Genomic DNA, 26,620 nt, shown 5'->3' with positions numbered 1-26,620 from the left:
AGGGACCGCAATGGCGAGACGCAAGGACAAGATCAAACTCGGCGCATTTCTGCTCTTCACCGGGCATCACGTGGCCGCATGGCGTCATCCGAAAGCCTCCGTCGGCACCGAATTCGAGAACTATGTGGAACTGGCTAAGCTCGCCGAAGCGGCAAAGTTCGACACGATTTTCTTCGCAGACGGTGTCGCCGCGCGCATCAAGGATGTCGAGGCTGCGAGCCGAAAGGCTCACAGCGGTGTCTATCCCTTTGAGCCGATCACCCTGCTCTCCGCGCTGTCCTCCGTTACCCGCAATATCGGGCTGATCGCCACCGCATCCACCAGCTACTCCGATCCCTACAATCTCGCGCGGCAATTCGGCTCGCTCGACCGGCTGAGCGGCGGCCGGGCCGGCTGGAACCTCGTGACTTCCTCCGACCCTGACGCCGCCTTCAATTTCGGCCACGAGGCTCAGATCCTCCATTCCGACCGCTATGAACGAGCCGAGGAATTTGCTGATGTGGTGCTCGGCCTCTGGGACAGCTGGGAAGACGATGCTTTCTTGCGGGATCGCGAAAGCGGCCGCTATTTCGACCCGGCCAAGCTGCATCGCCTTGATCACAATGGAAAGCATTTCAAGGTCCGCGGCCCGCTCAACATTCCGCGCTCGCCACAGGGGCGACCGGTTGTCGTCCAGGCCGGCGCCTCCGAACCCGGCAAGGAGCTTGCCGCCCGCACGGCGGAAGCCATCTTTGCCGCCCAGATCACGCTGGAGGAAGCGACGAGCTTCTACGCCGACGTCAAGGGAAGGCTTGCCAAATACGGCCGCTCGCACGACGATCTGAAGATTCTACCCGGCATTTTCCCGGTCGTCGGCCGCACGCATGCGGAGGCCCAGGAAAAGTTCGAATCCCTTCAGGAACTCATTCAGCCGGAGGTCGGGTTGAACCTGATTTCCCAGCTATCCGGCGTCGACCTCAGGGATTATCCGCTCGATGGACCGGTGCCCGAAAATCCGCCTGCGACGAATGCTGGCAAGAGCCGTCAGGCGCTGGTTCTGGACCTCGCCCGGCGTGAGAACCTGACGATCCGGCAACTCTACCTTCGCATCGCCGGCGCACGCGGCCATTGGCAGGTCGTGGGAACGCCGACCGAGATTGCCGATACGCTGGAAGAGCGCTTCGAAAACTATGGCGCCGACGGCTTCAATATCATGGCGCCGATCATGCCGGGTGGCCTTGCGGATTTCATCGAGCATGTGGTGCCGGAACTGCGCCGCCGCGGTCTTTTCCGCCATGAATATGAGGGCACGACGTTGCGCGAAAACCTCGGCCTCAAGCGCCCCGAAAACAGCCATGCTGTCAATCGCGGCGCAGTCGCGGCCGAGTAAGGGGAAACACATGAGCCGCGATACGCTTTTTCTCATCGCTCCCGGCTTCTCGGATCCGAAGCACCCCGGCCAGACCTTCGTCTGCCCCCATTGCAACGCGATCGAGGGCTTGCTTTCGAGCTTCCCCGAACTTGCCGCCCGCATCGAGGTGCGGAGAGTTCCCTTCCCTCGCCCGCGCACGCAGGTGATCGAGGCGGTGGGCGAGGAAAACCAGTCCTTGCCGGTGCTGGTCCTCGCATCCAACCCGCCACCCGATGCTGCGGACTGGAAAGGCAAGCGCTTCGTCTCCAAGACCAGCCGCATTCTCGAGCTGCTTGCCGAGCGGCATGGCTTTCCGCGACTTCACGACTGACGGAGATAAGACGATGACCGTAAAGCCCTCAGGCTTCGAACCAGCCCTGCTACCTCCCCTCCTCTTCGAGCCGGACCAGACCGATCCCTATCTCGCCAAGGCGGTCGAACTCAGGAACATCTTCGCTGTCGATGCCGTCGAGCGGGATCAACAGGGCGGGAGGCCGACGGAGCAGGTCCGGCTTCTCAAGGAGAGCGGCCTCGTCAATCTCCTCATTCCCACGGAATTCGGTGGCGAGGCACAACCCTATTCGACGGCTCTGCGCATCGTGCGCGAATTCGCCAAGGTCGACGGCTCGCTTGGCCACCTGTTCGGCTATCACTTCAGCCCGATCCAGAATGCCCTGACGGGGGTCAGCGACGAACGATCGGCCGCGATCCTGCGGCAATCAGCCGAGGGTCGGTGGTTCTGGGGCAATACAACGAACAGCTTCTCCAAAAGCCTCTTCGGCAAAAGGATAGAAGGTGGCGTCCTGTTGAATGGCTATCGGCCATTCGCCTCCGGCTCGCATGTCGCCGACTATTTGATGGTCGCATGGGAGGACGAGGAAACAAACGCCCGCAGCTTCGCCTACATTCCCGCCAATCGCGACGGCATAACGATAGCCGACGATTGGGATGGGATTGGCCAACGGCAGACCGGCAGCGGTCGCGTCCTCTACAAGGATGTGGCGGTGAAGGATGAAGAGATCCTGCCGGAACCCCCCAGGGATCCGGCTGCCCTTCTCATTCCGCAGCAACAGCAGAGCGTTCTCCTCAACGTCTTCATCGGCAGCGCGCAAGGCGCCCTGATCGCAGCGCGGGATTATACGATCACGAAGTCTCGGCCGTGGATCTACTCCGGAGTCGAACGCCATTCGGACGACCCGTGGATCAAGCGACAGTACGGTGAACTCTGGACCAAGGTGCAGGCCGCAACCGCGCTGGCCGACAGGGCCGCGGTCGCCATCGATACGGCCTATGCCAAGGGCCCGGCGCTCACGGCAGAGGAGCGCGGCGCCACCGCAATCGCCGTGGCCTCCGCCAATGTCCTGGCCGGCAAGGTGGCGCTCGACGTCACAAGCGAAATATTCGAGGTGATGGGTGCTCGCTCCGCCGTCCGGCCCTACGGCCTCGACCGTTTCTGGCGCAACGTCCGTATCCACACGCTTCACAATCCGGCCGAGTACAAAACCCGCAATGTCGGCTCCTGGTTCCTGACTGGCGACTATCCCGAGCCGGGGATATTCCAATGAGCCGACGGCAGCTTCATCTCAACATCAATATCCTGCACTCGGGGTTCTCCCCGGCAGCCTGGCGCATGGAAGGCAGCGACCCGCGCGCCTCCTTCGACATCAACCACTACATCAAGGTCGCTGGCATCGCGGAACGAGGCACCTTCGATGCCGTCTTCCTGGCCGACCAGGCGGCCATATCGGACCGCATCGACTTCCGCCCACTGACTTCGCTGGAACCGACGATCGTGCTTGCGATTATTGCGGCCAGCACGGAACGGATCGGGCTGATCGGCACGGCCTCCACCACCTACAACGAGCCCTACAATATCGCCCGGCGCTTCGCGACGCTCGACCATGCCAGCGGCGGGCGCGCGGGCTGGAACATCGTCACCAGCGCGGATCTGGCGCAAAGCCGGAATTTCGGCCTCGAAAAGCCCGTGGCCCATGCGAGCCGCTATGAGCGGGCCGGCGAATTTGCCTCCGTGGTCAAGGCGCTATGGGACAGCTGGGAGGAAGAGGCCTTCGTCGGCGACGTCGCGACGGGACGTTTCGTCGATCCCGGCCGCGTGCATCCGATCGCTCACAACGGCAAGCACTTCTCCGTGCATGGGCCGCACAATATCCCGCGCCCGCCACAGGGGCACCCGGTTCTCGTGCAGGCGGGCGGATCAGACGACGGGCGCGAGCTCGCCGCCGAACATGCCGAAGCCGTGTTCTCCGCCTCGCAATCCTTCGAAGAGTCGCTGGATTACGCCAGGGATTTGCGCCGTCGCGCCGCTCGTTACGGCCGCCCGGAAAACAGCATCCTTGTGCTTGCGGGCCTCGCCACCATCATCGGCAGCACCGAAGCGGAAGCAAGGCGCAGACAGGAAGAGCTGCGCGACCTTATTCCGCTGGAGTACAGCCTTGCCCGGCTGGCCGGCGTCCTGCAGGTCGATCAGAAGAAGCTCGAACTCGACAAGCCATTGCCTGAGGACATACCGCTGCCGGCTGACGGCGGGCACACGTTCTTCCACGCCACGTTGGCGCTGGCGCGGCGGCAGGGATTGACCGTTCGAGGCCTGATACGCGCGCTCAACGGCGGCACCGGGCATCGCACGATTGTCGGAACGCCGGCCGCGATCGCTGATGATATCGAGACATGGTTCACCGCCGGTGCGGCTGATGGTTTCAACCTCATGCCTGATGTGCTCCCGCATGGGCTTGAAGTCTTCGTCGATGAAGTGGTTCCGATCCTGCGTCGCCGCGGTCTGTTCAGGCACGAATACGCTGGCCGCACATTGCGCGATCACCTTGGCCTAACGCGACCACACAACCCCTACGCCAGCGCGGCGGAATAGCGACCCGGAAAGGACACTCCCATGACACCATCCCTTGCGGCAAAGCCAACCGGCACCGACCGGCTGGCGGCGCTATCAGCCGAACGCTATCGCCAGGTGCAGCACCTCGGCAGCGAATGGAACGAAGCGATCGATACGCTGCTCTCCCACCGTAGCGTGCGCAGCTATCTGCCGGATCCGGTTCCACACACCGCAGTCGAACTTGCCGTTGCCGCCGCACAATCGGCTGCCAGCTCCTCCAACCTGCAGGCATGGAGCGTTGTCGCCGTCGAGGACCCCGAGCGCCGTAACCGCCTGAACGCCGTTGCCGGCAACCAGCGCCAGATCGCCCAGGCACCTCTCCTGCTCGTCTGGCTCGCCGATCTTGCCCGGCCTCGGGCGATCGCTGTGGACGGCGGCTCGGCGGGAGAAGGTCTCGACTATATCGAGAGCTTTCTGCTTGGTGTGATCGATGCGGCTCTTGCAGCACAGAACGCGGTCGTTGCTTTTGAATCGCTCGGGCTCGGGACCTGCTACATCGGCGCGATCCGCAACGATCCGGAAACGGTGGCCCGGGAACTCGCCTTGCCGGACGGCGTCTTCCCGGTCTTCGGCCTTACGGTCGGCTTTCCCGATCCGGCGCAACCTGCCGGTGTAAAACCACGCCTGCCGCAGTCGACGATCCTGCATCGAGAACAATATGCGGATGGCGCCCGGGCGCGGGATCTTGCCGGCTACAACAAGGCATTGAGAAGCTTCCAGGCGGAGCAGGCGATGCCGGCGATCGACTGGACGGATCAGGTCGGCAATCGTATTGGCACGGTCGAGGCGCTGAAGGGCCGGCACGTGCTAGCCGCGGCCGCGCGCAGGCTGGGCTTCCCACTCAAGTAGAGGCAAGGCGTCCGGGACGACGTTACTCGGCCGCCATCATGTCGGCGGCCGGCCGGATGCGGCGCGCGATGATCTCGTCCATTGTCTGCAAGGCCCGCGCTTCGGCAAGCAACCACTCGCGAAACAGATCGACGCGCATCAGTCGCGCCGCATGCGCCGTGGTGGCGAAGAAGTAGGAGGAACTGACCGGCTGCGGTACGCCAAAGGGGCAGACCAGTCGCCCCGAGCGGATCTCTGCTTCCGCCAGCCTGATCTTGCCGAGCCCCAGCCCCTGCCCTGCCAGCGCGGCATCGAGTACAAGAGAGGAATGGTTGAGGCGGAACCCACCCTGCGACGGCAGGTAGGAAAGCCCGGCGGCGCGCAACCATCCACCCCAATCCGGGCAGGATTGATCATGCTCGGCGCCCTCCTCATGCAGCAGCGGCACATCTTCGATCGCCTGCGGATTGCCCCACAGCCCATGCGTATCGGCAAACTCCGGGCTGCAGACCGGCAGCACGGCCTCGGAAAAGAGATGATCGACGATGAGCCCCGGATATGGACCGCTGCCGTAGCGGATCACGCAATCGGCGTCGCCGGCATCGAGGTTCGTCAGCTTGGTCGACGCGTCGACCAGGACCTGAAGGCCCGGAGCTGCTCGCCGCAGCGCATCGAGGCGCGGGATCAGCCATTTGCTGGCGAAGGACGGGGCGACCGAAACGCGGATCGGCTGTTCATGATCGCTCTGCACGAAATGAGCCATGGCGGCCAGAACAGCATCGAAGGCACCGGTCAGTCCGGGCACCAATGCCAACCCGGCCGGCGTCAGATGCAACTGGCCACGCACCCGGTTGAAAAGCGGTTGGCCAAGGTAGTCCTCCAGCAGGCGGATCTGTTGACCGACCGCAGCCGACGTCACATGCAACTCTTCGGCAGCACGAACGAAATTCAGATGTCGCGCCGTCGCGACGAAGGCCCGCAGCGACGTCAACGGCGGCAGCCGCGCAAGCGTGGGTTGGATTGCTTTTCTGCGGGAGTCGGCAAAGGTGCTCATTGCGTGATTGCACCACAAACCGCCCCATGAAGACGAGAACCGGCTTTCCTTCCAACCCTGCCGGCGGAACATTTTCTTGCGCTGCAGACCTCGATCAGAGATGCAAAAACTCATTTTCGGAAATTGTCTATATTTTTAGTAGATTAAATGGATCGACTACCTGCCGACGCACTGGCGCGAAGTTTTCCTTTCCCGGACGCGGAGAAAAACATTCTTCCGGTTTTGCGCCACGCTGCCCGATGATTGCCGCGACGATGCTTCGACAGAGGCATTTTAATCGCAATTCAGGGGGTATTCATGGACATCAGCAGACGCCAGCTCAACAAGCTTCTTGCCGCGACAGGTCTTACAGCGTTCCTACCGCTTAACGCCTTCGCCGGGACTGCGGCACCGACAAAGGGCGGCACCTTGAACTTCATCGTCGAGCCGGAGCCGCCGACGATCCTGGCGCTGGCCCACACGGCTGGCGGTACCCAGAAAGTCAGCCCGAAGATCACCGAAGGTCTTTTGACCTACGACTTCGATCTGACACCGAAGCCACAGCTCGCCACGGAATGGTCAATCAGCGACGATGGACTGAACTACACCTTCAAGCTCCGCCCGAACGTGAAGTGGCATGACGGCAAGCCCTTCTCATCGGACGACGTTGCTTATTCCATCGAGCTTCTGAAGCAGGTCCACCCGCGTGGCCGCGGCACCTTCGCCAATGTCACGAAGGTCGAAACGCCCGATCCGCTGACCGCCGTGATCCGGCTTTCCAAACCGGCGCCCTATCTGCTGAGTGCTCTCTACGGGGCCGAGTCGCCGATCGTGCCCAAGCACGTCTATGACGGCGTCAAGATCGCTGACGTCCCAACCAATCCGAATGGCAGTGCCCCGATCGGCACGGGGCCATTCGTCTTCAAGGAGTGGGTACGCGGATCGCATATCATCCTCGAGCGCAATCCTGATTACTGGGACGCCGGCAAACCCTATCTCGACCAGGTCATTGTGCGCTTCGTGCCTGATGGCGCGGCCCGCGCCGCCGGTTTTGAGACCGGCGAATTCGATATCGGCGGCGACAATCCCATTCCGCTGAGCGATCTCGAACGTGTGAAGGCACTGCCGAACATTGCCGTCGATTCACGCGGCTACGAGACCAAGGGCGACCAGACGCAGCTGATCTTCAATCTCGACAACGAGTATCTGAAGAATGTCAGCGTTCGCCGCGCGATCGCCCACGCCATCGACCTCGACGTCATCCTGAACACCGTCTGGTACGGCTACGGCCATGTTTCGCCGACCCCGATCAGCACCTTCCTGCCGCGCTATCTCGACACCTCGATCAAGCCCTACGCCTTCGACCTGAAAGCCGCTGAACAGCTGCTCGACGAGGCCGGCTACAAGCGCGGAGCGGACGGCGTCCGCTTCAACCTGCGACTGACCCACAATTCCTACAACGAAGGCTTCAAGCGGGTCGCCGAATATCTGAAGCAGAACCTGACGCGCATCGGCATCAACGCCACGATCGATTCCTACGACTTCTCCACCTACATCAAGAAGGTCTACACCGACCGTGCCTTCGACGTGACGGCCGAATATCTCGGCAACCAGTTCGATCCAACGCTTGGCGTGCAGCGCATCTACTGGTCGAAGAATTTCAAGCTCGGCCTGCCGTTCTCGAACGCCAGTCACTACAACAACCCGGAGGTGGACAAGCTGCTCGAAGCCGCATCCGTCGAGATCGACGATGCGAAACGCAAGCAGCAATTCTTCGCCTTCGAGAAGATCGTTGCCGACGAAGTGCCGGTGGTGAACCTGATTTCACTGGAGAACGTCACCGTCTTCAACAAGCGGGTCAAAAACCACACGATCGGGGCCGAGGGTGTGCAGTCCAACTTCGCTGATGTCTACATCAAGGACGGCGAAGGCTGAGGTGCGGCGGCAGGACCTGCACAGGAAAGGGGCGCATCGTCGATGCGCCCCTTTTGCTTTTGGAGATGAGATCACGCGACGCGGACGGGCGTGAATTTCGTGAGGATACGATCGGCGAGTGCAATCGCCTGGGCGCGCTGCTCGGTGATCGAACTCGACTCCCATGCAACGCCCCGCAGCGGATGGCCGATGGCGCTGAGATTACGGTGGACGAGCCCCTCCTCGTTGATGAGATCACCCGCCGGCGTCGCATCAATGCCATAGCCGGTGCTGTGAGGGCGAACCTCGCCGCTCGCGAGCAGGCTCTTCACGAAGGGGTCGGATACCCGGCGCCAATCATGCAACTGATGGCCACGACAATCGATCACGCCGTCGAAGGGCACCGTCTCAACGCCTGTCGCTGTCTTCAGGCTGGCGGTGATCTCGCTGCCCTCAACGGCAAATCCAAGGATACGGGCGCGGCCATGCTCCAGCCGACCTTCCGAAATCACCCGCTCGATAATCGCGTGGCTTTCCGGCGCCGAGCGATGCGCGGTAACGTCCCAGAAGGCCCTGAGATGCCGGGTGAACCGCAGACGCTCACGATCGCTGGCCCCTTGCCACAGCGAGAGAATATGGGGGCGGATCGCCAAGGGCAGCCCTTGCCAGTCTGCACCCTCAGCCGAAATCGACCGTCGTTCCGCCTTGACGCGCGACAACAGTTCGCGCGCGGTTGATGGCAACGGGCCATCGGCCAGAAAGTCGCGCGCTGCGTCGACAGTCCTGCGACCCTCCACGAACTGGCCACGGCGCGATATCACGCGGTAGCGGCCGCGATAACCCCGCGCCTCCATGCTGGCCACGGCATCGACCATCGACAGGCTCGAACCTATCAGGAGAATTTCCTCGCAGCCTTTCAGACGGTCGAGCGCCAGTGCGTCCCACGGATTGGCTGCAAAACGCGGGTGACCGGCGAGTTGAGCCTCGGCGGCCGACAGGCGCGGTTGGAAAACGCCAAGGGCCAGCACGGCCTCATCCGCCTCCACAGAGGTACCGTCAGCCGTGGTAATGCGGATCCGGCTCGGCGTTGCCACCAGCCCGGATGCCGACGACCGGATATGCCTTAGCGTCGAACCGAGCCGCGCGTTCGCGACCGCACGCGCGAGCTCGTCACGGACATAGGTTCCATAGAGGTAACGCGGCGGGCTGCTTGTGCCCGCCTCGGCGGGAGGCGTCCAGCCGTAGGCCGGGCCATTCTCGACGAGCCAGCGCGAGAGATGGCCGGGATCCTCGGGATAGAGGGAGAAGATTTCAGCCGGACCGTTCACGAGATGGGCCGGATCGGGCGTGCTGTAGGCAACACCCCGACCAAGCTCCTCGCGTCGCTCGATAATGGTGATCGCCAGCGGAACTTCGGTCTGGTCGAGCAGCTTGAGCGCCGTCAGCGCCCCGCCGAAGCCCCCGCCGACAATGGCAACGGAGTGATGCGGAATACGATCGATGCGCAATAGACCTCCTCTCCCACCGGCGTCGGTGGAGCGTGATATGTCGGGATATGAGAACGGGCGGACGCCCTTATGCGATCAGCTTGTCGCGACTGCGATGGCGCCCATTCAGCAGTTCGAGGGCGTTTCGGCTGGCAATCAGCTCGGCTTCATGCTCGCCCAGTCCTGCCGCCGCAAAGGCTGCGGCCAGTCCGTCCTGCGTCGGATCGTGCCCAAGGATCGGCCAGTCGCTGCCGGTCAGAACATGGTCGGCGCCGACGAGACTGGTCACGAAGCGGATGAAGCGTGCTTCCGACGGCATGATGTCGATATAGAGGTGACGCCGCTTGCCCGCTGGCGCCTCCGCGAAAATGGACGGCAGTTCGCCGAAGGGGCCGGTCAGGGCGAGTGCCGAAATGCCGAGCGCGGTAATGACGACCCGAAGTTCCGGCAATTCGTCGAAGACGCCCGACGTCACCAGCGAGATCGCGGCGGCGGCGTTGATCGTGCCACGACTTAAGCGGGTCCCGAGCCTGCCGAGTCCGGACAGCTGCGTTGAAAGCGGCTCGGGGTTGATGGGATGCAGGAAGACGGGAACGCCGAGCTCCGCAGCAACCCTCAGGACGGGCCGGGCTTCCGGCGCATCGATCAACCTGTCACCTCTCGCGCTGTCGAGAAACAGGCCGGACAGATTGAGGTCGACGATGGCGCGCCGTGCCTCGAGCGCCGCCGCTTCTCCGCCGAAGGTGTCCACGGTCGCCAGCGCGAAAAGCCGATCGGGATGGCGCGCAACCATCGCTGCCAGGTCGTCGTTCAGCTTGCGGCTGACCGCGCCAAGATCGGCATCAGGCGCCGCGACGATCGACAGCGCGACCCCGATCACGCGGCGCGAGATACCGGCCGCATCGCTATCTGCGATCAGCGCATCGATATCGGAGATCTTCGCGCCGATCCGTGCCCACAGCGGATCGAGCGGGCGACCGGGCGCGCGGTAGACCTCCCAGCCTTCGGGCAGGAAATGCGTATGGAAATCGACGATATCGAGCTTGCTCATGGTGGCTCCGTGACGATCGCTGCGCGGCAGGGACTAGAAGACCTTACCTTCTTCCAGGTGTGTCGTGGTTCCGTTGATGTAGAAGTCACCGACCACCCTCGCCTTGTGCAGCAAGGGATTGTGATTGAGCACGGTGCGGATGTTGCGCCAGTGCCGATCGAGATTGAGATGGCGCGACGTCGCGGAGCCGCCGCCGAGTTCGAAGACGTTGGTTGCGGCCGCCAGTGCAATCTGCGAAGCCACGATCTGTGTGCGTGCAGTCGTCAGCGCGCTCTCGATCAACGCGGTCTCCAGCGCCTGCGGATCGGCTGCGGCGAACGCGGCGGCCGTCTTGTCGAGCGCACGCGCGCTTTCACGGATCAACGTGTCGACGGCAAAGGAGCCGGCGGCGACCTCACCGAGAATCTTCTGGACGAAGGGATCCGCACTGGCGGTTTCTGCCGCGCTATGGGCTGCCGAGCGGGCCTGGCGGCGCACATATTCCGTCCCTTCGGCGAGCGCGCCACGCACAGCGCCCGCCATTGACGCCGCAAGGTGCAACTGCCGCAAGGTCGAGGTGTGGCGTCCAACGAGCGTGTTGAGGCCGCGCGTGGAGATTTCATGCGGCAGTACCTCGACGTCTTCGAGCAGAACACCACCGCTCGCGGTCAGCCGCTGGCCCATGCCATCCCAGTCGTCGAGAATGGTGATGCCGGGACGATCGACCGGAAGCAAAACGCTCACGAACTCACCGTCATCGTTCTTCGCACTGAATGACGCGAAGTTCGAGAACGCCGTGCCCGTCGCATACCATTTGCGGCCGTTGAGACGGTAACTATCCTCCGATCTCGTCAAACGTGTCGTCACCTCGCCCGGCCGCTTGGTGCCCTGCTCCGTATGAGCTCCGCCGAAAAGCTTGCCCGAGAGAACGCGACTGAGCTGTGTTCGGTCGATAGCAGTGCTGGGGCTGAGGATCAGGCTTTCGGTGAAATTGAAATGGCTGCGCAGCGCGTGAGCGACATTCGAATCCGCCGCGCCGATCGCCATGATCGTTTCGATGTAGTCGGCAACGGATCCACCCGGTCCACCGAGCGCCACAGGAATGCGCAGCGCCCCAAGACCGGCCTCCTTGAACAGGCGGAAGGCCTCGAATGGAAGCTCCCTTTCCAGATCGCGTCTTGCCGCCTCCTTCGCGATTTCGGCCGCCAGATCAGGAACTTTTGCCAATAGCGTCGAGAGATCGTTCACCGCCTCCGCAGGTTTCGGGGTGGCGGACAGTGCTGAAGGAGCGGTATTCGGCATGCGGAAACCTTCTCGGCCGGAAAAAGAAAAGAAGGGACCCGCCATATCGGCGGATCCCTGAAGTCATGATCAGGCGACCGCGCGTGTCAGCGGCACGACATTGTCGGCACCGCCTGCGGCGTTACGCGGCACGCGACCTTCGACCGGATGGCTCGGATCGTTGAAGCCGGGCGTCGAGGGATGCCCCGTCGTGACAAGTCGGTCGACCAACGCCTCGTCCTCAGCGTCGAGCTTGACGTCGAGCGCGCGGATGTAGCTGTCCCAGTGCTCTTCCGTGCGCGGACCGGCGATGGCCGCCGAGATCAGCTTGTTGTTCAGCACCCAGGCGAGCGCGAACTCGGTCGGAGAGACGCCCTTGCGGGTAGCGTGGGCAGCGATCTCGGAGGCAATGGCGATCGATTCAGGACGCCATTCTGTCTCGAGGATACGCTTGTCGCCGCGACCGGCGCGGGTATCGGCGGCCGGTTCCTTGCCCGGCTCGTACTTGCCCGTCAGGACACCGCGGGCCAGCGGCGAATAGGAGACGACGCCGAGACCATAGTGATGGGCCGCCGGCAGCTGCTCGGCTTCGGCGGTGCGGTTGACGATGTTGTAGAGCGGCTGGCTTGCGACCGGACGATCGATGCCAAGTTCATCGGCCAACTGCGCGACTTCGGCGATGCGCCAGCCGCGGAAGTTGGAGACGCCGAAGTAGCGGAGCTTGCCGGCGCGGATCAGGTCAGCGATCGCGCGCACCGGCTCTTCCAGCGGCGCATCGAAGACAGCGCGGTGGAAATAGAGGATGTCGATATAGTCGGTGTTGAGACGGCGCAGCGAATTCTCGACGGTCTCGATGACCCACTTGCGGGAATGACCGCCGAGGTTCGGGCCCTTCTTATGCGAATTGACAAACTTCGTCGCCAGAACCCAGTGATCGCGATGCGCCTTAATGCCCTTGCCGACGACCTCTTCCGACTTGCCGTCGTGATAGACGTCGGCGGTGTCGATGAAGTTGATGCCCTGCTCGCGCGCCTTGTCGATGATGCGGAACGCGACGTCATCGGGCGTCGGGCCGCCGAACATCATGGTTCCCAGGCTGAGCGGTGACACCTTGAGCGCGCTGCGCCCGAGATAACGATAATCGACCATTGTATTCTCCTTCTTACTGAGCGTGATGGCAGGCGGCGGCGTGGCCGCTGCCGAACTGGCGGAATGCCGGATCTGCGGACCGGCAAATATCGGTGGCGAGCGGACAGCGCGTATGGAAGCGGCAGCCGGCCGGTGGATTGTGTGGGCTCGGCAGATCGCCTGATATGGGCGCGGCCTGCTTGCGCCGCGACGGATCGGGCACGGCGGCGAGCAGCGCTTGCGTATAGGGATGCTTGGCGCCCTTCCACAGCTCGCTCGTCGGAGCGCTCTCGACGATGCGGCCGAGATACATGACGAGCACGCGATCGGCGAAATAGCGAACCACCGAGAGATCGTGAGAGATGAAGAGATAGGAAAGCGATAGCTCCGTCTTCATCTCGACCAGCAAATTGAGGATCTGCGCCTGGATCGAGAGGTCAAGCGCCGAAACAGGTTCGTCGCAGATGACGAGTTCCGGCTGCAGGATGAGCGCACGGGCAATGCCGATACGCTGGCGCTGGCCGCCGGAGAACTCATGTGGATAGCGATCGAGCGAATCCGCCGGCAGGCCGACATGGGCCACCATCTGCGCGGCGATCGCCTCGCGCTGCTTGCGCTCGCCGATACCGTGAACCGCGAGAGGAGCCGTTAGGATGGTGCGTATCGTCTGCCGCGGGTTAAGCGAGGCAAACGGATCCTGGAAGATCATCTGGATGCTGCGCCGGACGGACTGCAGTTCCCGCCCTGCCATGGCGGTGACGTCCCTGCCCTTGAAAGTGACGCTCCCCGACGATGGATCAACGAGCCGCACCAGCGATTTGCCGAGAGTAGACTTGCCGCAGCCGGACTCGCCGACCAGCGCCACGGTCTCGCCTTCGGCGATATCAAGCGACACGCCATCGACGGCGCGCACGGTGCCAGCGGCTCCGGGATAATGGGTCGAAAGCCGATCAACCGACAGAAGCGACATGGGCGTTCTCCGCAATGGCTGGAACATAGGGGCACGCCACCTGCCGGCCGGCCGGCAGTGCGATAAGTTGCGGTACGACGGAGGCGCAGGAGGGCCGCGCGACCGGACAACGCGGACGGAACGAACAGCCCTTCTCGCCGGCAGCCGAAACGATCGAGCCCGGGATCTCCGAGAGCCGTCCGTCGCGGTAGTGATAGTCCGCCTTCAGGCGCGGCGAGGCTGATAGCAACCCATTCGTATAGGGATGATACGGCCTGTCGAACACCTCGCCCGGAAGTCCCTCCTCGATCTTGCGCCCGGCATACATGACGACGACGCGATCGGCCCATTGCGCGACGATGCCGAGATCGTGGGTAATCAAAATGACGGCCATGTTCAGCTGCACCCGAAGATTATCGAGCAGCTGCAGCACCTGCGCCTGGATCGTCACGTCGAGTGCGGTCGTCGCTTCATCGGCGATCAGCAGTTTCGGATTGCAGGCGACAGCGATGGCGATCATGACGCGCTGGCGCATGCCACCGGAAAGCTGGTGCGGATACTCGTCGATACGGCGGCGGGCTTCTGGAATGCTGACGAGATCCAACAGCGCAATGGCGCGCTCTCGGGCCTGACGCCGGTTGAGATCCTCATGAATGCGCAGCACTTCGATGATCTGGTCGCCGATCGTCAACACCGGATTGAGCGAGGTCATCGGCTCCTGAAAGATCATGGCGATGTCTCGGCCGCGGATGCGGCGCAGGTCCCGTTCCGGGAGACCGACAAGATCACGGCCGTCGAAGCGGATCTGCCCGCCAGCCTTTGCGTGCCGCGGCAACAGGCCCATCAGGCCGAGCGCCGTCAGCGACTTGCCCGAGCCGGATTCCCCGACGATCGCGAGCATCTCGCCCGGATTGGCCGAAAAGCTGACACCCTTCACAGGTTCGGCGGCCCCAAAACCCACCGAGAAGTCTGAAACCTCAAGGAGTTTCGTCATCAGCGATCCTCCGAAAAGCGCGGGTTGAGCGCGTCGTTCAGACCATCGCCGATCAGGTTGAGCGAAAGCACTGAGAAGACGATCGCAAGACCGGGAAGCGCCGTCAGGTACCAGGCGGTGCGAATGACATCGCGCCCTGCACCAATCATCGAGCCCCAGGAGACGCGGTTGGGATCGCCAAGCCCCATGAAGGAGAGCGCCGATTCCATCAGGATCGCGCTTGCCACCATGACCGAAGAGGTGACGATCAGTGGCGGCAGCGCATTGGGAAGGATCTCGCGGAAGATGATGCGGGAATGGCCGAAGCCGAGGCTGCGGGCAGCCTGCACATAGTCCTTCTCGCGAATGGTCCGGAATTCCGCGCGCGTCAGTCGCGCCACCGTCGGCCAAGAGACGATCGCGATGGCGATGGTCACGGTCGCTGTCGTCGGCTGGGCGATTGCCACGAGAACGACGAGCAGCACGAAGCTCGGAATGGTCTGGAAGATCTCGATAAACTTGACGAGGATATCGTCGATCAGACCACCGAAGTAGCCGGCGACGGCGCCGATGGCGATCCCCACAGTCAAGCCGAGCGCGGTGGCCGCCAGCCCGACGGTCAGCGATATACGGGCGCCGTGAACGATGCCGGCAAGCACATTGCGGCCCATGGAATCCGTACCAAGCGGATAGGCAGGGTTCTGCCCGGGCCACAGGAAGGGGCGCGCGACCATCTCGAGCGGGTCGCCGGGAAAGAGAAGCGGCGCCAGCAAGGCCGACAGGGCAACGAGCAGCAGAATGCCTGTACCAAAGAGTGCATTGTAGTTGCCGAGGAAGACTTTCAATTCCCGACGCATGCCGCGCCAGGCCGTACCCGAAACCGAGGCACGGACGTCGGGGGCGTGGATATGTGTCCAGCGCGGCTGCTTGGGCGCTTCCGGTGCTGGTTGATCGCGCTCGACCTTTTTCTGTGGCGCGAAGTCTATCGCCTGGCCGGCCAGTGTTCCAAGTTTTTGAGTATTCATCGGCTTGCTCCAATTCGGGGATCGATCCACGCCTGCAGCAGGTCGACAGCGGCATTGGCGACAATCACGAGGAAGGAAGACAGGAGGAGAATGCCGAGCAGCACGCTGAAATCGCGGGCCATGACCGCTTCGAACGCCAGCCGCCCGAGGCCGGGCCAGCTATAGACGGTCTCGACCACGACCGCACCGCCCAGCATCCCGCCAAAGTGCATGCCGGCCATGGTGGTGATCGGGATCAGGGCGTTGCGCAGGATGTGTCGCGTCGTCAACACGAAGGGCGAGACACCCTTGGCGCGCGCGGTTCGCACGAAATCCTGCGACTTGACTTCGAGCATCGAGGCGCGCGTCAGGCGGGCATAGATCGCAAGGTAAAAAAGCGCGAGCGAGGTTGCGGGCAGCACCATGTAGCGCGCCCTGTCGAGCAGCGCCGGGAACCCTGTCAGCCGCGAGCCAATCGTGCTGTCTCCGCCGCTCGGCAGCCATCCAAGCTTGACCGAGAAGAGCAGGATCAGCATCAGGCCGATCCAGAAGCCGGGAATCGAATAGAAGAGCAAAGAGACGACGGAAATTATACGATCGGGAAGGCGCCCGGAGAAGGCGGCCATCAGCGAACCGAGCAGCAGTCCGACGGCAATTGCAATTGCCAATGCCGCCAGCATCAGCACCAGCGTGCCCGGCAGCCGTTGGCCGATCAGATCGGCGACCGGCATACCGTAGCGCGGCGAAAAGCCAAGGCTGAAATGCGCGAGGTTGTCCAGATAGTTGGCAAGCTGAACAAGGATCGGGTTATCAAGCCCGAAGCGCTCGCGCAGTGCCGCCATCGTCTCGACTGTGGCCGAGCCGGATTCCGCCGCCATCACATCGGCCGCATCGCCAGGCGCCAGCTTCAGCAGGAAGAAATTGAGGATGACGATCCCGATCATCGTGGGCACGGCCTGAATGATCGTCCTGCTGATCGTTCGACCGATCCGCCTTAAAGCCGACATGTGCCCCACCTCGCGATCTGAAAAGAATTCACCTCGTCTCGTCGCTCAGTAGTTGACTAATTCTGTGGGTTTTGTCAAATCCATATTGGTAAATAATTCCAACGATGTCGCCATTTGGCGCGCTTTTTGAAACATAATACCGCATATCGACACTGCGTAGGTTTTCATCCCACTTCAAAGCAGTCACGGGGCAAAAATCTCTAAAGCAGGCGCGATCCGCGGAATGACACTGAAGCGGGCCGTGACGGCCCCTGAATCACGAGGGTTGAACAAGATGTCACTATTTCCCGCACCCACGCGCCGCAGCTTTCTTCTGGCCTCGGTCGCACTCGGCGTCACCGCGACAGCACGGCTTCCCGCCTTCGCAGCCACCGCAACGCGCGGCGGCACGGCAACGCTTCTACTGGCAGCCGAGCCGCCCGTCCTGACGACGATCGCCCATACGGCCTATAACGCGGTCTATGTCTCGCCGAAGACCACTGAAGGCCTTCTCACCTATGACTTCGACCTCAATCCGAAACCGCTGCTGGCCAAGGAGTGGACTGTCAGCCCCGATGGCCTGACCTACACCTTCAAGCTGCGCAACGGCGTGAAATGGCATGACGGACAGCCCTTCACCTCCGCCGATGTAGCCTTCTCGATCAAGACCCTGAAGGAAGTGCACCCGCGCGGCCGCAACACCTTCCTCAATCTCACCGACATCGAAACGCCCGATGCACAGACGGCCATCCTCAAGCTTTCCAAGCCCGCGCCCTATCTGATCACCGCACTTGCCGCCTCCGAAACGCCGATCGTGCCGCGCCATATCTATGAAGGCACCAAGGTTGCGGAAAATCCGGCCAATCTTGCGCCTATCGGAACCGGTCCTTTCAAGTTCAAGGAATGGGTGCGCGGCAGCCACATCGTCTACGAACGCAACCCCGATTACTGGGATCAGCCCCGCCCCTATCTCGACCAGCTGATCATCCGTTTCATTCCTGATGCCGCCGCCCGCTCGATCGCGATCGAGACCGGAGAAATCGATCTGGCGCCGTCGACACCCGTGCCGCTCAGCGACCTCGAACGGCTGCAGAGCGCCGAAGGGCTCGCCTTCGAGACCAAGGGCTACCAATACCAGAACGGCGTCAGCCGCATCGAATTCAACCTCGAGCGCCCGTTCTTCAAGGACGTGAGGGTGCGTCGCGCCTTTGCGCACGTCATTGATCGCAACGTCATTCTCAACACCATCAACTACGGCTACGGCGCCGCGATCCCCGGCCCGATCAATCCCAACCTCGCGAAATGGTTCGTGCCGGATCTCAAGACCTATCCGATCGATCTCGCCGCGGCCGAGAAGCTTCTCGATGAAGCAGGCTTCCCGCGCGGCGCAGACGGCATCCGTGCGCGCATCAATCTCGACTTCGTGCCGAGTGGCGAAACCTATCCGCGTGGTTCGGAGTATATCCGCCAGGCGCTTGCCAAGGTGGGTATCGACGCCAAGGTCCGCAGCCAGGATTTCGCGACCTACACCAAGCGCATTTACACCGACCGCGATTTCGACTTCGCCTTCGAAGGCATGAGCAACCTGTTCGACCCGACGGTCGGCGTTCAGCGCCTCTACTGGAGCAAGAACTTCAAGCCTGGCGTCCCCTTCTCGAACGGCGCGGCCTACAGCAATCCCAAGGTCGATGAATTGCTCGAAGCCGCAGCGATCGAAGTCGATCCGGCAAAGCGTGTCGAGCAGTGGCGCGAGATCCAGCAAATCCTCGTCGACGACGTGCCCGCGATCGACATCGTCAGCCAGCCGGAACTGACGATCTACAACAAACGCATCTCCGATCACACCGTCGGCGGCGAAGGCATCGCAGGCAGCCTCGCCTTCGCCTACGTCGCAGCATCCTGACGCCAAACCAGCAGGAATATACTCATGACCATTCAACATCCCCCCGGATCGATCGTCGGCCTGCCGAAGTTTGCGGCACCCACCGACTTCCCGGAAAGCCCGCTATCCCAGGCGCTGAAGCAGCCCGTTCTCCTCGGCCTCTTCTTGCCGATTCAGGCCGGGGGCTGGACGCAATCGACGCTCGAGCGATCGACCGACTGGCGCTTCGATTACAACAAGGCCTTGACGTTGAGAGCGGAGGAACTCGGCTTCGACCTCGTCTTCGCGCTGTCGCAATGGTTGCCGAAGGGCGGCTATGGCGGCGTCTTCGACGGCCAGGCGCTGGATAGCTTCGTGTCGACGGCGGCGCTGGCGGGCCTCACCAAGAAGATTATGCTCATCTCGACCATGCATGTCCTTTATGGTCCATGGCATCCGCTGCATCTGGCAAAGTTCGGCGCGACGCTCGACCATATCACCGGCGGCCGCTGGGGCATTAACGTGGTCACCGGCCACCGGGCGGTCGAGCACGAGATGTTCGGCTGGCCGCGCATCGAGCATGACAAGCGCTACGAACTGGCCGCCGAATTCCTCGAGGTCGTCCAGCGCCTCTGGAGCGACAGCGAGAACTTCTCCTTCGAAGGCGAAAGCAGCTGGAAGCTCGGCGGCGGCTTTGTCACGCCGAAGCCAAACTTCGGCCGCCCGATCCTCGTCAACGCCACCGGTTCGGATGCCGGAATTGCCTTTGCCGGTCGCTATTCGGATATCGTTTTCATCACCAGCCCGACCGGCGCCGACATCAACAGCGCACTGGAATCGCTGCCGGCGCATACGAAGCGGGTCAAGGATTCGGCAATCAGCGTCGGCCGTACTGTGCGCACGCTGCTCAATCCGATGGTGATCTGCCGGCCGACGGAGAAGGAGGCGTGGGAACTCGCCGACCGCATCGTCGCCCATGCCGACCAACGCTCGCCGCAAGGCTTCCAGTCGCTGAACTCGGACGCGCAGGCCTGGAAGGGCCGCGATCCCCAGGATCCATACCGCGCCATCGGCGGCAATATTCGCGTCATCGGCTCGCCCGAACAGGTGGTCGATCAGTTCGTCAAGCTGAAGGAGGCCGGCGTCGACGGCCTGCAGCTCAGCTTCTTCGACTTCCGCGACGATCTCGAATTCTTCGGCACCGACGTCCTGCCCCTGATGAAGCAAGCCGGACTGCGCCACTAGGAGGAACGCCATGACAAGCCCAGCTACAACAGGCAATGCCATTTCCGAAATCTGGTACACGCGCTGCCCGGTGCCGACGCCCGTCGGCCTTGCCGCGCAACTCGGCTATCTCGAGGAAAACTTCCGCAAGGACGGCGTGACGCTGAAGTCGATCATCGATTCACCCGACCGCAACATCCGCCAGAGCCATTTCAACCACACGCTCGACTGGTCGTTCCGCCATGGCGGCAACGTTCCGCCGATCCGCGCGCGCTCCGAGGGACGCAAGACACGCCTCGTGGGCATCACCTGGACCGATGAATTCCAGGCGATCATCACCCTGCCGGAAACCGGCATCAAGACCACGAAGGACCTGAAGGGGCGCCGTTTCGGCATTGCCCGTCGCCCGGAAGGCATCGTCGATTTCATGCGCGCCACCGCGTTGAAGGGGCTGCTTTCGGCGCTGTCGCTTGACGGGCTGGCGCTCGACGCTGTGGAGATCATCGATATCGCGCTTTCCGATTCCGTGCTCTCGACCCAGGAAGGCCCGTCTCTCTTCGGGCTGAAGCGCAAGCAGCCCTATGGCGAGGAAGTTGCAGCCCTCATTCGCGGTGACGTCGACGCAATCTATGTGAAGGGCACGGCCGGCATCAATGTCGCCAACCTGATTGGCGCAGTGCAGGTGGCCGAGTTCGGCTTCCATCCCGATCCCAAGATCCGCATCAACTCTGGCTCGCCGCGCGTTTTGACGGTGGACGAGCTTCTGGCCGACGATCGGCCGGATCTCGTCGCCCGCCTTTTGGAATCGATCTTTAAGGCCAGCGCATGGGCCGAAGCGCATCCCGAGGAAACGAGGCGCTTCGTCGCGCGGGAGGCCGGCGCCACCGAAGAGCAGGTTGTCGCGGCCAATGGCCCCGACATCCACAAGCACCTTGGCCTTGGCCTGCAGCCCGAACTGGTGGATGCGATCGGCCACTACAAGGACTTTCTGCGCGACTTCGGCTTCCTCGCCGCCGACTTCGACATCGCCGACTGGGTCGACCGCCGTCATATCGACAGCTTCAACAGGCGTGCCGTGGCCTGAACCGGGAGATTGAACAACCATGCTTCAGGAAAAAATCGATCCGGTGGACAAGGCACGACGGCTCGCCGTCGACTTCGCCGGACGCGCCGCGCATTACGACAAGACGGGAGATTTTCCATTCGAGAACTTCACCCGTCTCTTCGACGCCGGCCTGCTCGGACTGGTGACGGCGGCTGAGCACGGCGGCCATGGCGCCGGCCTTGCCGAGGCGCAGGCCGTCATCAGCGAGATCGCGCGCGGCGAACCTTCGACCGCGCTCGTGCTCGCCATGCACTACAATAGCCACTACAGCCTGCGCCGCTTCGCAAAGTGGCCGGACCACCTTGCCGAGCGGGTACTCACGGCCAATCGGCTTGGGCCGGCCCTGATCAATGCTGCCCAGGCCGAGCCGCGCATCGGCTCTCCCGCCCACGGCGCGCTGCCCGAGACCATCGCGCGCCGAGACGGTGACGTCTGGCGCATCAGCGGCCACAAGAGCTACGTGACAGGCACACCCGTGCTGAAATGGGTGTCGCTGCTGGCACTGACCGACGAGGAGGAGCCGCGACTGGCCTCCTTCCTCGTTGCGACCGACAGCCCCGGCCTGCAGATTGAAAAGGCATGGAATGCCGCCGGCATGCATGCGACAGCCAGCGATGATATCATCCTCAACGACGTCGTCATCCCCTTGGACGACATCATCGAATCCCAGCCGGCATCCGAACCGCTGCGCCGCGAAGAACATGCAACCGCCTTCTTCTTCTCGCTGATATCAGCGGTCTACCACGGCGTGGCGCTTTCCGCCCGCGACCGCGTACTCGCCTTCGCCGCCCACCATACGCCGGCAAGCCTCGGCGCTCCGCTATCGACGGTTCCGCGCATTCAGGATGGGCTTGGAGAGATCGAAGTCCGGCTTGCAACCAATGCCCGATTGCTGCGCTCGCTCGGCGAAGACGTCGACGCTGGCAGGGTCGTTGGAATGGACGGCATGCATGTCCGCCACGTCGTCATCGACAATGCGGTGGCGATCACCAGCCTCTCTCTCGAGCTCGCCGGAAACCCTGGCCTCAATCGTGATTTCCACCTCGAGCGCCACCATCGAGACGCCATCACCGCCCGCTCCCATGCCCCGCAGAGCCACATGATCCGGACGATCGCCGCCCGCAACGCACTCGGTCGTCTCGCATCACGATAGCGGGACGCCGATCTCCGGTTTTACTATTTAATTTCACAAGCACAGGCCGACGATGAACAAAGACAGCGAATTCCTCTGGTACATACCGAACGACACGAGGCCGGGGCATCGCGGCGATTCCGTGGTTGAACATCACAACAGCCTGGCCACGTTGACGGAACACGCCAGGGCGCTCGAGGAGCATGGCTGGAAGGGTGCGCTGATCGGAACGGGTTGGGGCAGACCGGACACATTTACCCTTGCCGCTGCACTTGCGGCACGCACGACGACGTTCGAACCGCTGATAGCGATCCGCCCGGGTTACTGGCGACCCGCGAACTTCGCCTCGGCCGCCGCCACCCTCGACCATCTCACTGGCGGGCGTGTCCGTGTCAACATCGTCTCCGGCCTCGACAATCTCTCGGCCTATGGCGACCGGGAGGGAGACCAGGCAGAGCGCTACGCTCGCACAAAGGAATTCATGCGGCTGGTGCGCAGGCTCTGGACGGAGGAAAACGTCAGCTATGACGGCGAATACTTTGGCGTCGCGGAATCGACCGTCGTTCCGCGCATCGAGGCGCACGGCGATCGTCGCCACCCGAAGCTCTATTTCGGCGGCGCTTCCGAGGCGGCCGAGCGCGTCGCGGCCACCGAAGCGGATGTCCAGCTCTTCTGGGGGGAGCCGCTCGATGGTGTCCGCGAGCGCATCGCGCGCCTGCAGGCGCTAAGCCGGGAGCTTGATCGAGATCTGCCGCCACTCGAGTTCGGGCTCAGGATCACCACGCTGGTGCGCGACACCACCGAGCAGGCCTGGGCCGACGCCGAAGCAAAGGTGGCAGAGATGGCCAAGGGCAATGGCGCCGGCTGGAGCGATCATCGCAGGGCAGTCGCGGTCGGCCAGCAGCGACTGTTCGACCTGCATCGATCGGGAGACGTCCTGGACGACAACCTCTACACCGCCCCCGGCAAATACGGCGGTGGCGGCGCCGGCACGACCTGGCTGGTCGGCTCGGCGGCCGACGTCGCCAAGTCCCTGCGCAAGTACGAGGACCTGGGCATCACCCATTTCGTGCTCTCCGATACGCCCTACCTCGCGGAGATCAAACGCCAGGGTAACCAGTTGCTGCCGCTTCTACGCAGGTGAGCCCTAAGTGACCACTTCATTGCGGACGCTCGCGCAATCACGCAAGATCCCGCGCAACACCAGCTCGTTACGCAGGAGTCTGCCCATGCAGCAGAGGCGGGTGTGCGCTCTGTTCCCCACTTTGTGTTCGGCGAACACATTGAGATCAATGGGGGTCGAAGCGAAGATGAGATTGCATCTGCGACAAGTGAAGCAAAGTGCAATTTTAGCGGACGATGAATCGGGGTAAACCCCTATTTCGCCCGGTGCCGACCGGCATCCTCCCCTTATCCCCAAGGGGATTTGTCAAAGACTCGGGCTGACGGACGCGGCATGTCATAACGTCTGTGGCCACCGCTGATGGGCGTGCATGACGGTGATGATCTCAATATCTCGACCGACGCGGTACGCGATGATGTAGGGAATATCGGCCAACACCACTTCGCGGGTGCCGTTGATACGGTCGGGTCGCCCACTTGCGGGCAAGTCGGCGAGCATATCCACGGCCGTCACAATTCTGGCAATCACGCGCGCTGCCGCATCGGGATTGTCCTGCTCAAAAAGCGCCGATTCATCAAGCCGCCACAACGCCCGAAGCGTCCAGCGAACACGTTTCCGGCTCATGATTGGCGGGCAGACTTGGCGTACTTCCCAACAACCTTCGCCACGTCTTCGGCGCTGGCGAATTCGCCGCGATCGGCCGCATCCAACCCGGCTTCGATCTCGGCAAGCTGCCACTCCTGCTGCTCAACGAAAGCCTCGATGGCCTCGGCAGCCATATAGGCGCGAGAGCGATCCAGCTTTTCCGCAATCTGATTAAGCTTGCTCGCGGTTTCATCCGAAACCCGCGCGGTAAATGCAGTGGTCAAAGCACCTGTTTTTCCTTGGTTCACTTTTATTATTGGTGAACCACGATGGTTCGTCAAAGTTCTCGCCACACGTGTTTTCGGGCGATTATTAGGAATACGCGATGCCACCCTCCAGATTGAGCGGCGGCAATACATCGTTGTCGTTGAGTGGAATTTGGTTGCGGGGGCCTGATAGCACGGAGACTTGTAAAAGTGCCGGTCTTGATGGGATTCGAACAGAGATTTGCGCGTTAGATAAGAGATTACCGGTTCGGTACCTTCGTACGCGAAGGATCGACTGCGGCATACCCCCACTATGAAACACCTTCAGTCGTTTCTCACGCAAGCGCCGCCATCCGTTGGGTTCAACATGTCATTTGGCTTTTTACGTCGCGGCCGTGATCGCCAAAGCGACCTCGTTGATGCGGGTGCTAGGACTTTGGATAGACCGACGCGATAACTCGTGCTGTCGCGGCACCGGTCAAGAGGTAGGGCCTCGGCGGTGGCGGGACAGGAACTTGCCTTGTCCCGCCTCCCGAAACGCACTCAATGTCGCCAATAGCAGGAGATCATCCGCCACTGACGTGCCACGCGAAGGTCAATTGACGGCAGTTTAAGATACTATCCTCGCCCGGTTTCGATCGCCGCGCGTTCAGACTCGACAGCATCGCTTTCGCCATCACTCAGCTTGCACTGCATCTACTGTCAGTCAGACCGTCTGGGCGATATCCCGCTCCCAGTACCAGGCAACATACATCGACTTTCGGTCATGCTTGCGGCTCTTGAGAAAACTGCGAATGGACCGGGCGTCTGCTTCTTCACAGGCAGCCCAGACGAAGGTGTCGCCACCGCAAGCAACGATCGCGGCTTTGGCCTGATCCGCAGGAATACCGCTCGCAGCCATGGGATAATGCCTACGATGCAACCAGCGCCTTGAGCGTGCTCTCGGTCGGCAGCGGCTGCTCCTCGCGGCCATCCTCCACTTCGATGATCGCCTCGATATCAGTCCCAGGCGCGGCTTCCGCGATGATGCGGGCGATCGCCGGCGGGGGCAGGATTTAATCATTACTTGCGATCCCCTCGATCGTCGGCGACCGGCATGTCCGAACCGGGCAGGATCAGGGACAGCCGCTTGGCGTCGGTGAAGACTTCAGGTTATGCGCCTTGCTCTTGCTGTCGCGCTTCCGCCAGCGATGCGACGATTGCGGCGATGGAGCGAAACAGGACGAGCGGGTCGTCCTTCGAGGGCGTGAAGCCTCGGCGCTGCCAGAACTGCGCCGCTTCGTGATCGACGGCGTTGACCATCAACGCCCGCCCGCCGATCAGAGCGGCGGCCTGGACGCAACGCTCAAGAGCATGTTTCACCAGACCTGTGCCGATGCCTATCCCCACCCATTCCGTATCCGTGGCAAGCTGGCCGAGGAGAAGACAGGGAACCGGATCGGGCGGTTGCCCGGTGCGGATCGAGCGCGGGAGGATCGCAGGGACGACGGCGGTAGGCGCCAGGCCGTAATACCCGACGACGCGCCCGCCCTCATGGACGACGAGAACCGCCGTGAAACCTTTCTCCTGATTGGAAAGCGCGCGCGTCTTCAGCCAATGATCGAGCGTCGGCTTGCCGCAGGAAAATTCGGAAACATCACGCGCCGCCGTAAGCGGTTCTGGAGCCGATAAGGCCACGGTTTATTGCTTCGGCTCGTAATCAACTTCCCACGGCGCGGGCCGCCTGACCAGTTCCACCATCTCCGGAACAGGAGCGACCGGTAGGGACAAGACACCCATGAAATCGGCAAAGCCTTCAGGGCTCATGCGGATGAGCCCCTGCTCCATAACGACTTCCTCTGCGGCGCGCACGGCCGCCTCCCGCACAAAATCGGTGCGCGAGCGGCCGCGCAGGCTTGCCGCGCGATCAATCATTGCAACATCTGCTTCAGGCAGACGCATCGAGATCGGATATTCCTTGCGTTCGACAGTGGCGGCCATGACATATCTCCTTTACGAGGAAAATAGCGATTTGTAGTGCCAAATGCAATACGAAACTATCAGTCTCGTTCACGGGTTCAGCGACTCTACGAGTCGCTCGAGGACGTTTCCGAGGAAAAGTGTATTGAAGCGGCGAACGTGATCCGTTCGCTGGTCAAGGACATCATCCTCACGCCGGTGAACGGAAAAATCGAGATCGACGTTCGCTTCGATCTAGCGGGATCCTGACGCTTTCGGTCAAAAAGGAAAACCCCGCAGCGTGTGCAGCGGGGTCGCAAGTAAATTTGGTTGCGGGGGCAGGATTTGAACCTGCGGCCTTCAGGTTATGAGCCTGACGAGCTACCGGGCTGCTCCACCCCGCGCCAAGTGCAAAACCCTTTGGGTTTTGTCACGGTGCGTAAACTGCGAAGCAGTTTACGCTACTGCCCGAGCA

At 62.4% G+C, this 26,620-nt stretch carries 25 protein-coding genes, 1 tRNA gene and 1 pseudogene; 12 read left to right on the top strand and 15 right to left on the bottom strand.

Annotated elements, in window-relative coordinates; all coding sequences use genetic code 11:
• The first annotated feature begins 10 nt into the window (after nucleotides 1-10).
• Genes AC1DPR_RS18985 through AC1DPR_RS18965 form a run of 5 tightly spaced genes read left to right on the top strand, consistent with a single transcriptional unit; the run spans nucleotide 11 to nucleotide 5,147 of the window.
• Nucleotides 11-1,369 carry an LLM class flavin-dependent oxidoreductase gene (locus tag AC1DPR_RS18985; RefSeq protein ID WP_477816884.1) on the top strand — a complete coding sequence of 453 codons (1,359 nt, stop codon included), beginning with the start codon at nucleotides 11-13 and terminating at the stop codon, nucleotides 1,367-1,369.
• A gap of 10 nt (nucleotides 1,370-1,379) precedes the next feature.
• Nucleotides 1,380-1,721: a DUF3088 domain-containing protein gene (locus AC1DPR_RS18980; RefSeq protein WP_018859518.1), complete on the top strand. Its 342-nt coding sequence runs from the start codon at nucleotides 1,380-1,382 to the stop codon at nucleotides 1,719-1,721.
• 13 nt (nucleotides 1,722-1,734) lie between these two features.
• Nucleotides 1,735-2,955: an acyl-CoA dehydrogenase family protein gene (locus tag AC1DPR_RS18975; RefSeq protein ID WP_018859517.1), complete on the top strand. Its 1,221-nt coding sequence runs from the start codon at nucleotides 1,735-1,737 to the stop codon at nucleotides 2,953-2,955.
• Nucleotides 2,952-4,277: an LLM class flavin-dependent oxidoreductase gene (locus AC1DPR_RS18970; protein ID WP_018859516.1), complete on the top strand. Its 1,326-nt coding sequence runs from the start codon at nucleotides 2,952-2,954 to the stop codon at nucleotides 4,275-4,277. Before AC1DPR_RS18975 ends, AC1DPR_RS18970 begins: the two co-directional genes overlap by 4 nt.
• Nucleotides 4,278-4,298: 21 nt before the next feature.
• Nucleotides 4,299-5,147, top strand: a complete 849-nt coding sequence (locus AC1DPR_RS18965) for an NADPH-dependent oxidoreductase (protein ID WP_018859515.1) — start codon at nucleotides 4,299-4,301, stop codon at nucleotides 5,145-5,147.
• 22 nt (nucleotides 5,148-5,169) lie between these two features.
• Here the strand turns inward: AC1DPR_RS18965 and AC1DPR_RS18960 are convergent, their stop codons facing one another.
• Nucleotides 5,170-6,180 (bottom strand): LysR substrate-binding domain-containing protein, encoded by a 1,011-nt coding sequence (locus tag AC1DPR_RS18960; protein WP_018859514.1) that lies wholly within the window; start codon nucleotides 6,178-6,180, stop codon nucleotides 5,170-5,172.
• A 297-nt stretch (nucleotides 6,181-6,477) separates the two neighbouring features.
• Here AC1DPR_RS18960 and AC1DPR_RS18955 point away from each other — a divergent pair, with 297 nt between their 5' ends.
• Nucleotides 6,478-8,094, top strand: a complete 1,617-nt coding sequence (locus tag AC1DPR_RS18955; protein ID WP_018859513.1) for an ABC transporter substrate-binding protein — start codon at nucleotides 6,478-6,480, stop codon at nucleotides 8,092-8,094.
• 71 nt (nucleotides 8,095-8,165) lie between these two features.
• On the opposite strand, the gene AC1DPR_RS18950 is transcribed toward AC1DPR_RS18955, so the two are convergent.
• The 8 genes from AC1DPR_RS18950 to AC1DPR_RS18915 all read right to left on the bottom strand — a co-directional run bounded on the left by AC1DPR_RS18950 (nucleotide 8,166) and on the right by AC1DPR_RS18915 (nucleotide 16,932).
• On the bottom strand, nucleotides 8,166-9,581 hold the full coding sequence (locus AC1DPR_RS18950; protein WP_477816883.1) for an FAD/NAD(P)-binding protein: 1,416 nt from the start codon (nucleotides 9,579-9,581) through the stop codon (nucleotides 8,166-8,168).
• A 67-nt stretch (nucleotides 9,582-9,648) separates the two neighbouring features.
• Complete coding sequence (locus AC1DPR_RS18945) at nucleotides 9,649-10,611, bottom strand: amidohydrolase family protein (protein WP_018859511.1); 963 nt, start codon at nucleotides 10,609-10,611, stop codon at nucleotides 9,649-9,651.
• Nucleotides 10,612-10,644: 33 nt separating this feature from the next.
• The gene (locus AC1DPR_RS18940; RefSeq protein WP_026372093.1) at nucleotides 10,645-11,892 is read right to left on the bottom strand and encodes an acyl-CoA dehydrogenase family protein; all 1,248 of its coding nucleotides are present in this window, start codon (nucleotides 11,890-11,892) and stop codon (nucleotides 10,645-10,647) included.
• Nucleotides 11,893-11,961: 69 nt separating this feature from the next.
• Nucleotides 11,962-13,020 (bottom strand): aldo/keto reductase, encoded by a 1,059-nt coding sequence (locus AC1DPR_RS18935; protein ID WP_018859509.1) that lies wholly within the window; start codon nucleotides 13,018-13,020, stop codon nucleotides 11,962-11,964.
• A 13-nt stretch (nucleotides 13,021-13,033) separates the two neighbouring features.
• Complete coding sequence (locus AC1DPR_RS18930; RefSeq protein ID WP_018859508.1) at nucleotides 13,034-13,969, bottom strand: ABC transporter ATP-binding protein; 936 nt, start codon at nucleotides 13,967-13,969, stop codon at nucleotides 13,034-13,036.
• Nucleotides 13,950-14,942 carry an ABC transporter ATP-binding protein gene (locus tag AC1DPR_RS18925; protein WP_018859507.1) on the bottom strand — a complete coding sequence of 331 codons (993 nt, stop codon included), beginning with the start codon at nucleotides 14,940-14,942 and terminating at the stop codon, nucleotides 13,950-13,952. Before AC1DPR_RS18925 ends, AC1DPR_RS18930 begins: the two co-directional genes overlap by 20 nt.
• Nucleotides 14,942-15,946, bottom strand: a complete 1,005-nt coding sequence (locus tag AC1DPR_RS18920) for an ABC transporter permease (protein WP_018859506.1) — start codon at nucleotides 15,944-15,946, stop codon at nucleotides 14,942-14,944. The genes AC1DPR_RS18925 and AC1DPR_RS18920 overlap by 1 nt, the downstream gene beginning before the upstream one ends.
• Complete coding sequence (locus tag AC1DPR_RS18915; protein ID WP_477816882.1) at nucleotides 15,943-16,932, bottom strand: ABC transporter permease; 990 nt, start codon at nucleotides 16,930-16,932, stop codon at nucleotides 15,943-15,945. The genes AC1DPR_RS18920 and AC1DPR_RS18915 overlap by 4 nt, the downstream gene beginning before the upstream one ends.
• A 274-nt stretch (nucleotides 16,933-17,206) precedes the next feature.
• Between AC1DPR_RS18915 and AC1DPR_RS18910 the strand changes: the two genes are divergently transcribed.
• The 5 genes from AC1DPR_RS18910 to AC1DPR_RS18890 are packed head-to-tail and all read left to right on the top strand — an operon-like array spanning nucleotide 17,207 to nucleotide 23,377.
• The gene (locus AC1DPR_RS18910; protein ID WP_477816881.1) at nucleotides 17,207-18,814 is read left to right on the top strand and encodes an ABC transporter substrate-binding protein; all 1,608 of its coding nucleotides are present in this window, start codon (nucleotides 17,207-17,209) and stop codon (nucleotides 18,812-18,814) included.
• A 24-nt stretch (nucleotides 18,815-18,838) separates the two neighbouring features.
• Nucleotides 18,839-20,017: an LLM class flavin-dependent oxidoreductase gene (locus tag AC1DPR_RS18905; RefSeq protein WP_018859503.1), complete on the top strand. Its 1,179-nt coding sequence runs from the start codon at nucleotides 18,839-18,841 to the stop codon at nucleotides 20,015-20,017.
• Nucleotides 20,018-20,027: 10 nt separating this feature from the next.
• On the top strand, nucleotides 20,028-21,080 hold the full coding sequence (locus AC1DPR_RS18900) for an ABC transporter substrate-binding protein (RefSeq protein WP_477816880.1): 1,053 nt from the start codon (nucleotides 20,028-20,030) through the stop codon (nucleotides 21,078-21,080).
• 19 nt (nucleotides 21,081-21,099) lie between these two features.
• Complete coding sequence (locus AC1DPR_RS18895) at nucleotides 21,100-22,254, top strand: acyl-CoA dehydrogenase family protein (protein ID WP_477816879.1); 1,155 nt, start codon at nucleotides 21,100-21,102, stop codon at nucleotides 22,252-22,254.
• Nucleotides 22,255-22,306: 52 nt separating this feature from the next.
• Nucleotides 22,307-23,377: an LLM class flavin-dependent oxidoreductase gene (locus AC1DPR_RS18890; protein ID WP_477816878.1), complete on the top strand. Its 1,071-nt coding sequence runs from the start codon at nucleotides 22,307-22,309 to the stop codon at nucleotides 23,375-23,377.
• A gap of 315 nt (nucleotides 23,378-23,692) precedes the next feature.
• Here the strand turns inward: AC1DPR_RS18890 and AC1DPR_RS18885 are convergent, their stop codons facing one another.
• From AC1DPR_RS18885 to AC1DPR_RS18865, 5 genes and pseudogenes are all read right to left on the bottom strand, one after another.
• Nucleotides 23,693-23,980, bottom strand: coding sequence for a type II toxin-antitoxin system RelE/ParE family toxin (locus AC1DPR_RS18885; protein WP_477816877.1), 288 nt, complete (start codon nucleotides 23,978-23,980; stop codon nucleotides 23,693-23,695).
• Entirely contained in the window at nucleotides 23,977-24,225 is a 249-nt protein-coding gene (locus tag AC1DPR_RS18880) for a CopG family ribbon-helix-helix protein (protein ID WP_477816915.1), read from the bottom strand. The genes AC1DPR_RS18885 and AC1DPR_RS18880 overlap by 4 nt, the downstream gene beginning before the upstream one ends.
• A gap of 688 nt (nucleotides 24,226-24,913) precedes the next feature.
• Nucleotides 24,914-25,250 (bottom strand): annotated as a pseudogene (locus AC1DPR_RS18875) (SIP domain-containing protein); the annotation flags it as partial.
• 109 nt (nucleotides 25,251-25,359) lie between these two features.
• On the bottom strand, nucleotides 25,360-25,884 hold the full coding sequence (locus tag AC1DPR_RS18870; RefSeq protein ID WP_477816876.1) for a GNAT family N-acetyltransferase: 525 nt from the start codon (nucleotides 25,882-25,884) through the stop codon (nucleotides 25,360-25,362).
• Between the two features lie 3 nt (nucleotides 25,885-25,887).
• Nucleotides 25,888-26,187 (bottom strand): type II toxin-antitoxin system TacA family antitoxin, encoded by a 300-nt coding sequence (locus AC1DPR_RS18865; RefSeq protein ID WP_025662864.1) that lies wholly within the window; start codon nucleotides 26,185-26,187, stop codon nucleotides 25,888-25,890.
• A 36-nt stretch (nucleotides 26,188-26,223) separates the two neighbouring features.
• Here AC1DPR_RS18865 and AC1DPR_RS18860 point away from each other — a divergent pair, with 36 nt between their 5' ends.
• On the top strand, nucleotides 26,224-26,415 hold the full coding sequence (locus AC1DPR_RS18860) for a hypothetical protein (RefSeq protein WP_477816875.1): 192 nt from the start codon (nucleotides 26,224-26,226) through the stop codon (nucleotides 26,413-26,415).
• A gap of 57 nt (nucleotides 26,416-26,472) precedes the next feature.
• Here AC1DPR_RS18860 and AC1DPR_RS18855 read toward each other — a convergent pair.
• Nucleotides 26,473-26,549 (bottom strand) — tRNA-Met (locus AC1DPR_RS18855).
• Nucleotides 26,550-26,620: the final 71 nt, after the last annotated feature.

The sequence above is a fragment of the Rhizobium sp. 01T417 genome (assembly GCF_056398905.1).
Note: the sequence above shows the minus strand (reverse complement) of the source record. Positions and strands in the feature narration are given on the sequence as shown.

Coding starts and splice junctions, on each gene's coding strand:
- AC1DPR_RS18985 (WP_477816884.1), top strand. CDS start 11: ATGGCGAGACGCAAGGACAAGATCAAACTCGGCGCATTTCTGCTCTTC.
- AC1DPR_RS18980 (WP_018859518.1), top strand. CDS start 1,380: ATGAGCCGCGATACGCTTTTTCTCATCGCTCCCGGCTTCTCGGATCCG.
- AC1DPR_RS18975 (WP_018859517.1), top strand. CDS start 1,735: ATGACCGTAAAGCCCTCAGGCTTCGAACCAGCCCTGCTACCTCCCCTC.
- AC1DPR_RS18970 (WP_018859516.1), top strand. CDS start 2,952: ATGAGCCGACGGCAGCTTCATCTCAACATCAATATCCTGCACTCGGGG.
- AC1DPR_RS18965 (WP_018859515.1), top strand. CDS start 4,299: ATGACACCATCCCTTGCGGCAAAGCCAACCGGCACCGACCGGCTGGCG.
- AC1DPR_RS18960 (WP_018859514.1), bottom strand. CDS start 6,180: ATGAGCACCTTTGCCGACTCCCGCAGAAAAGCAATCCAACCCACGCTT.
- AC1DPR_RS18955 (WP_018859513.1), top strand. CDS start 6,478: ATGGACATCAGCAGACGCCAGCTCAACAAGCTTCTTGCCGCGACAGGT.
- AC1DPR_RS18945 (WP_018859511.1), bottom strand. CDS start 10,611: ATGAGCAAGCTCGATATCGTCGATTTCCATACGCATTTCCTGCCCGAA.
- AC1DPR_RS18940 (WP_026372093.1), bottom strand. CDS start 11,892: ATGCCGAATACCGCTCCTTCAGCACTGTCCGCCACCCCGAAACCTGCG.
- AC1DPR_RS18935 (WP_018859509.1), bottom strand. CDS start 13,020: ATGGTCGATTATCGTTATCTCGGGCGCAGCGCGCTCAAGGTGTCACCG.
- AC1DPR_RS18930 (WP_018859508.1), bottom strand. CDS start 13,969: ATGTCGCTTCTGTCGGTTGATCGGCTTTCGACCCATTATCCCGGAGCC.
- AC1DPR_RS18925 (WP_018859507.1), bottom strand. CDS start 14,942: ATGACGAAACTCCTTGAGGTTTCAGACTTCTCGGTGGGTTTTGGGGCC.
- AC1DPR_RS18920 (WP_018859506.1), bottom strand. CDS start 15,946: ATGAATACTCAAAAACTTGGAACACTGGCCGGCCAGGCGATAGACTTC.
- AC1DPR_RS18915 (WP_477816882.1), bottom strand. CDS start 16,932: ATGTCGGCTTTAAGGCGGATCGGTCGAACGATCAGCAGGACGATCATT.
- AC1DPR_RS18910 (WP_477816881.1), top strand. CDS start 17,207: ATGTCACTATTTCCCGCACCCACGCGCCGCAGCTTTCTTCTGGCCTCG.
- AC1DPR_RS18905 (WP_018859503.1), top strand. CDS start 18,839: ATGACCATTCAACATCCCCCCGGATCGATCGTCGGCCTGCCGAAGTTT.
- AC1DPR_RS18900 (WP_477816880.1), top strand. CDS start 20,028: ATGACAAGCCCAGCTACAACAGGCAATGCCATTTCCGAAATCTGGTAC.
- AC1DPR_RS18895 (WP_477816879.1), top strand. CDS start 21,100: ATGCTTCAGGAAAAAATCGATCCGGTGGACAAGGCACGACGGCTCGCC.
- AC1DPR_RS18890 (WP_477816878.1), top strand. CDS start 22,307: ATGAACAAAGACAGCGAATTCCTCTGGTACATACCGAACGACACGAGG.
- AC1DPR_RS18885 (WP_477816877.1), bottom strand. CDS start 23,980: ATGAGCCGGAAACGTGTTCGCTGGACGCTTCGGGCGTTGTGGCGGCTT.
- AC1DPR_RS18865 (WP_025662864.1), bottom strand. CDS start 26,187: ATGGCCGCCACTGTCGAACGCAAGGAATATCCGATCTCGATGCGTCTG.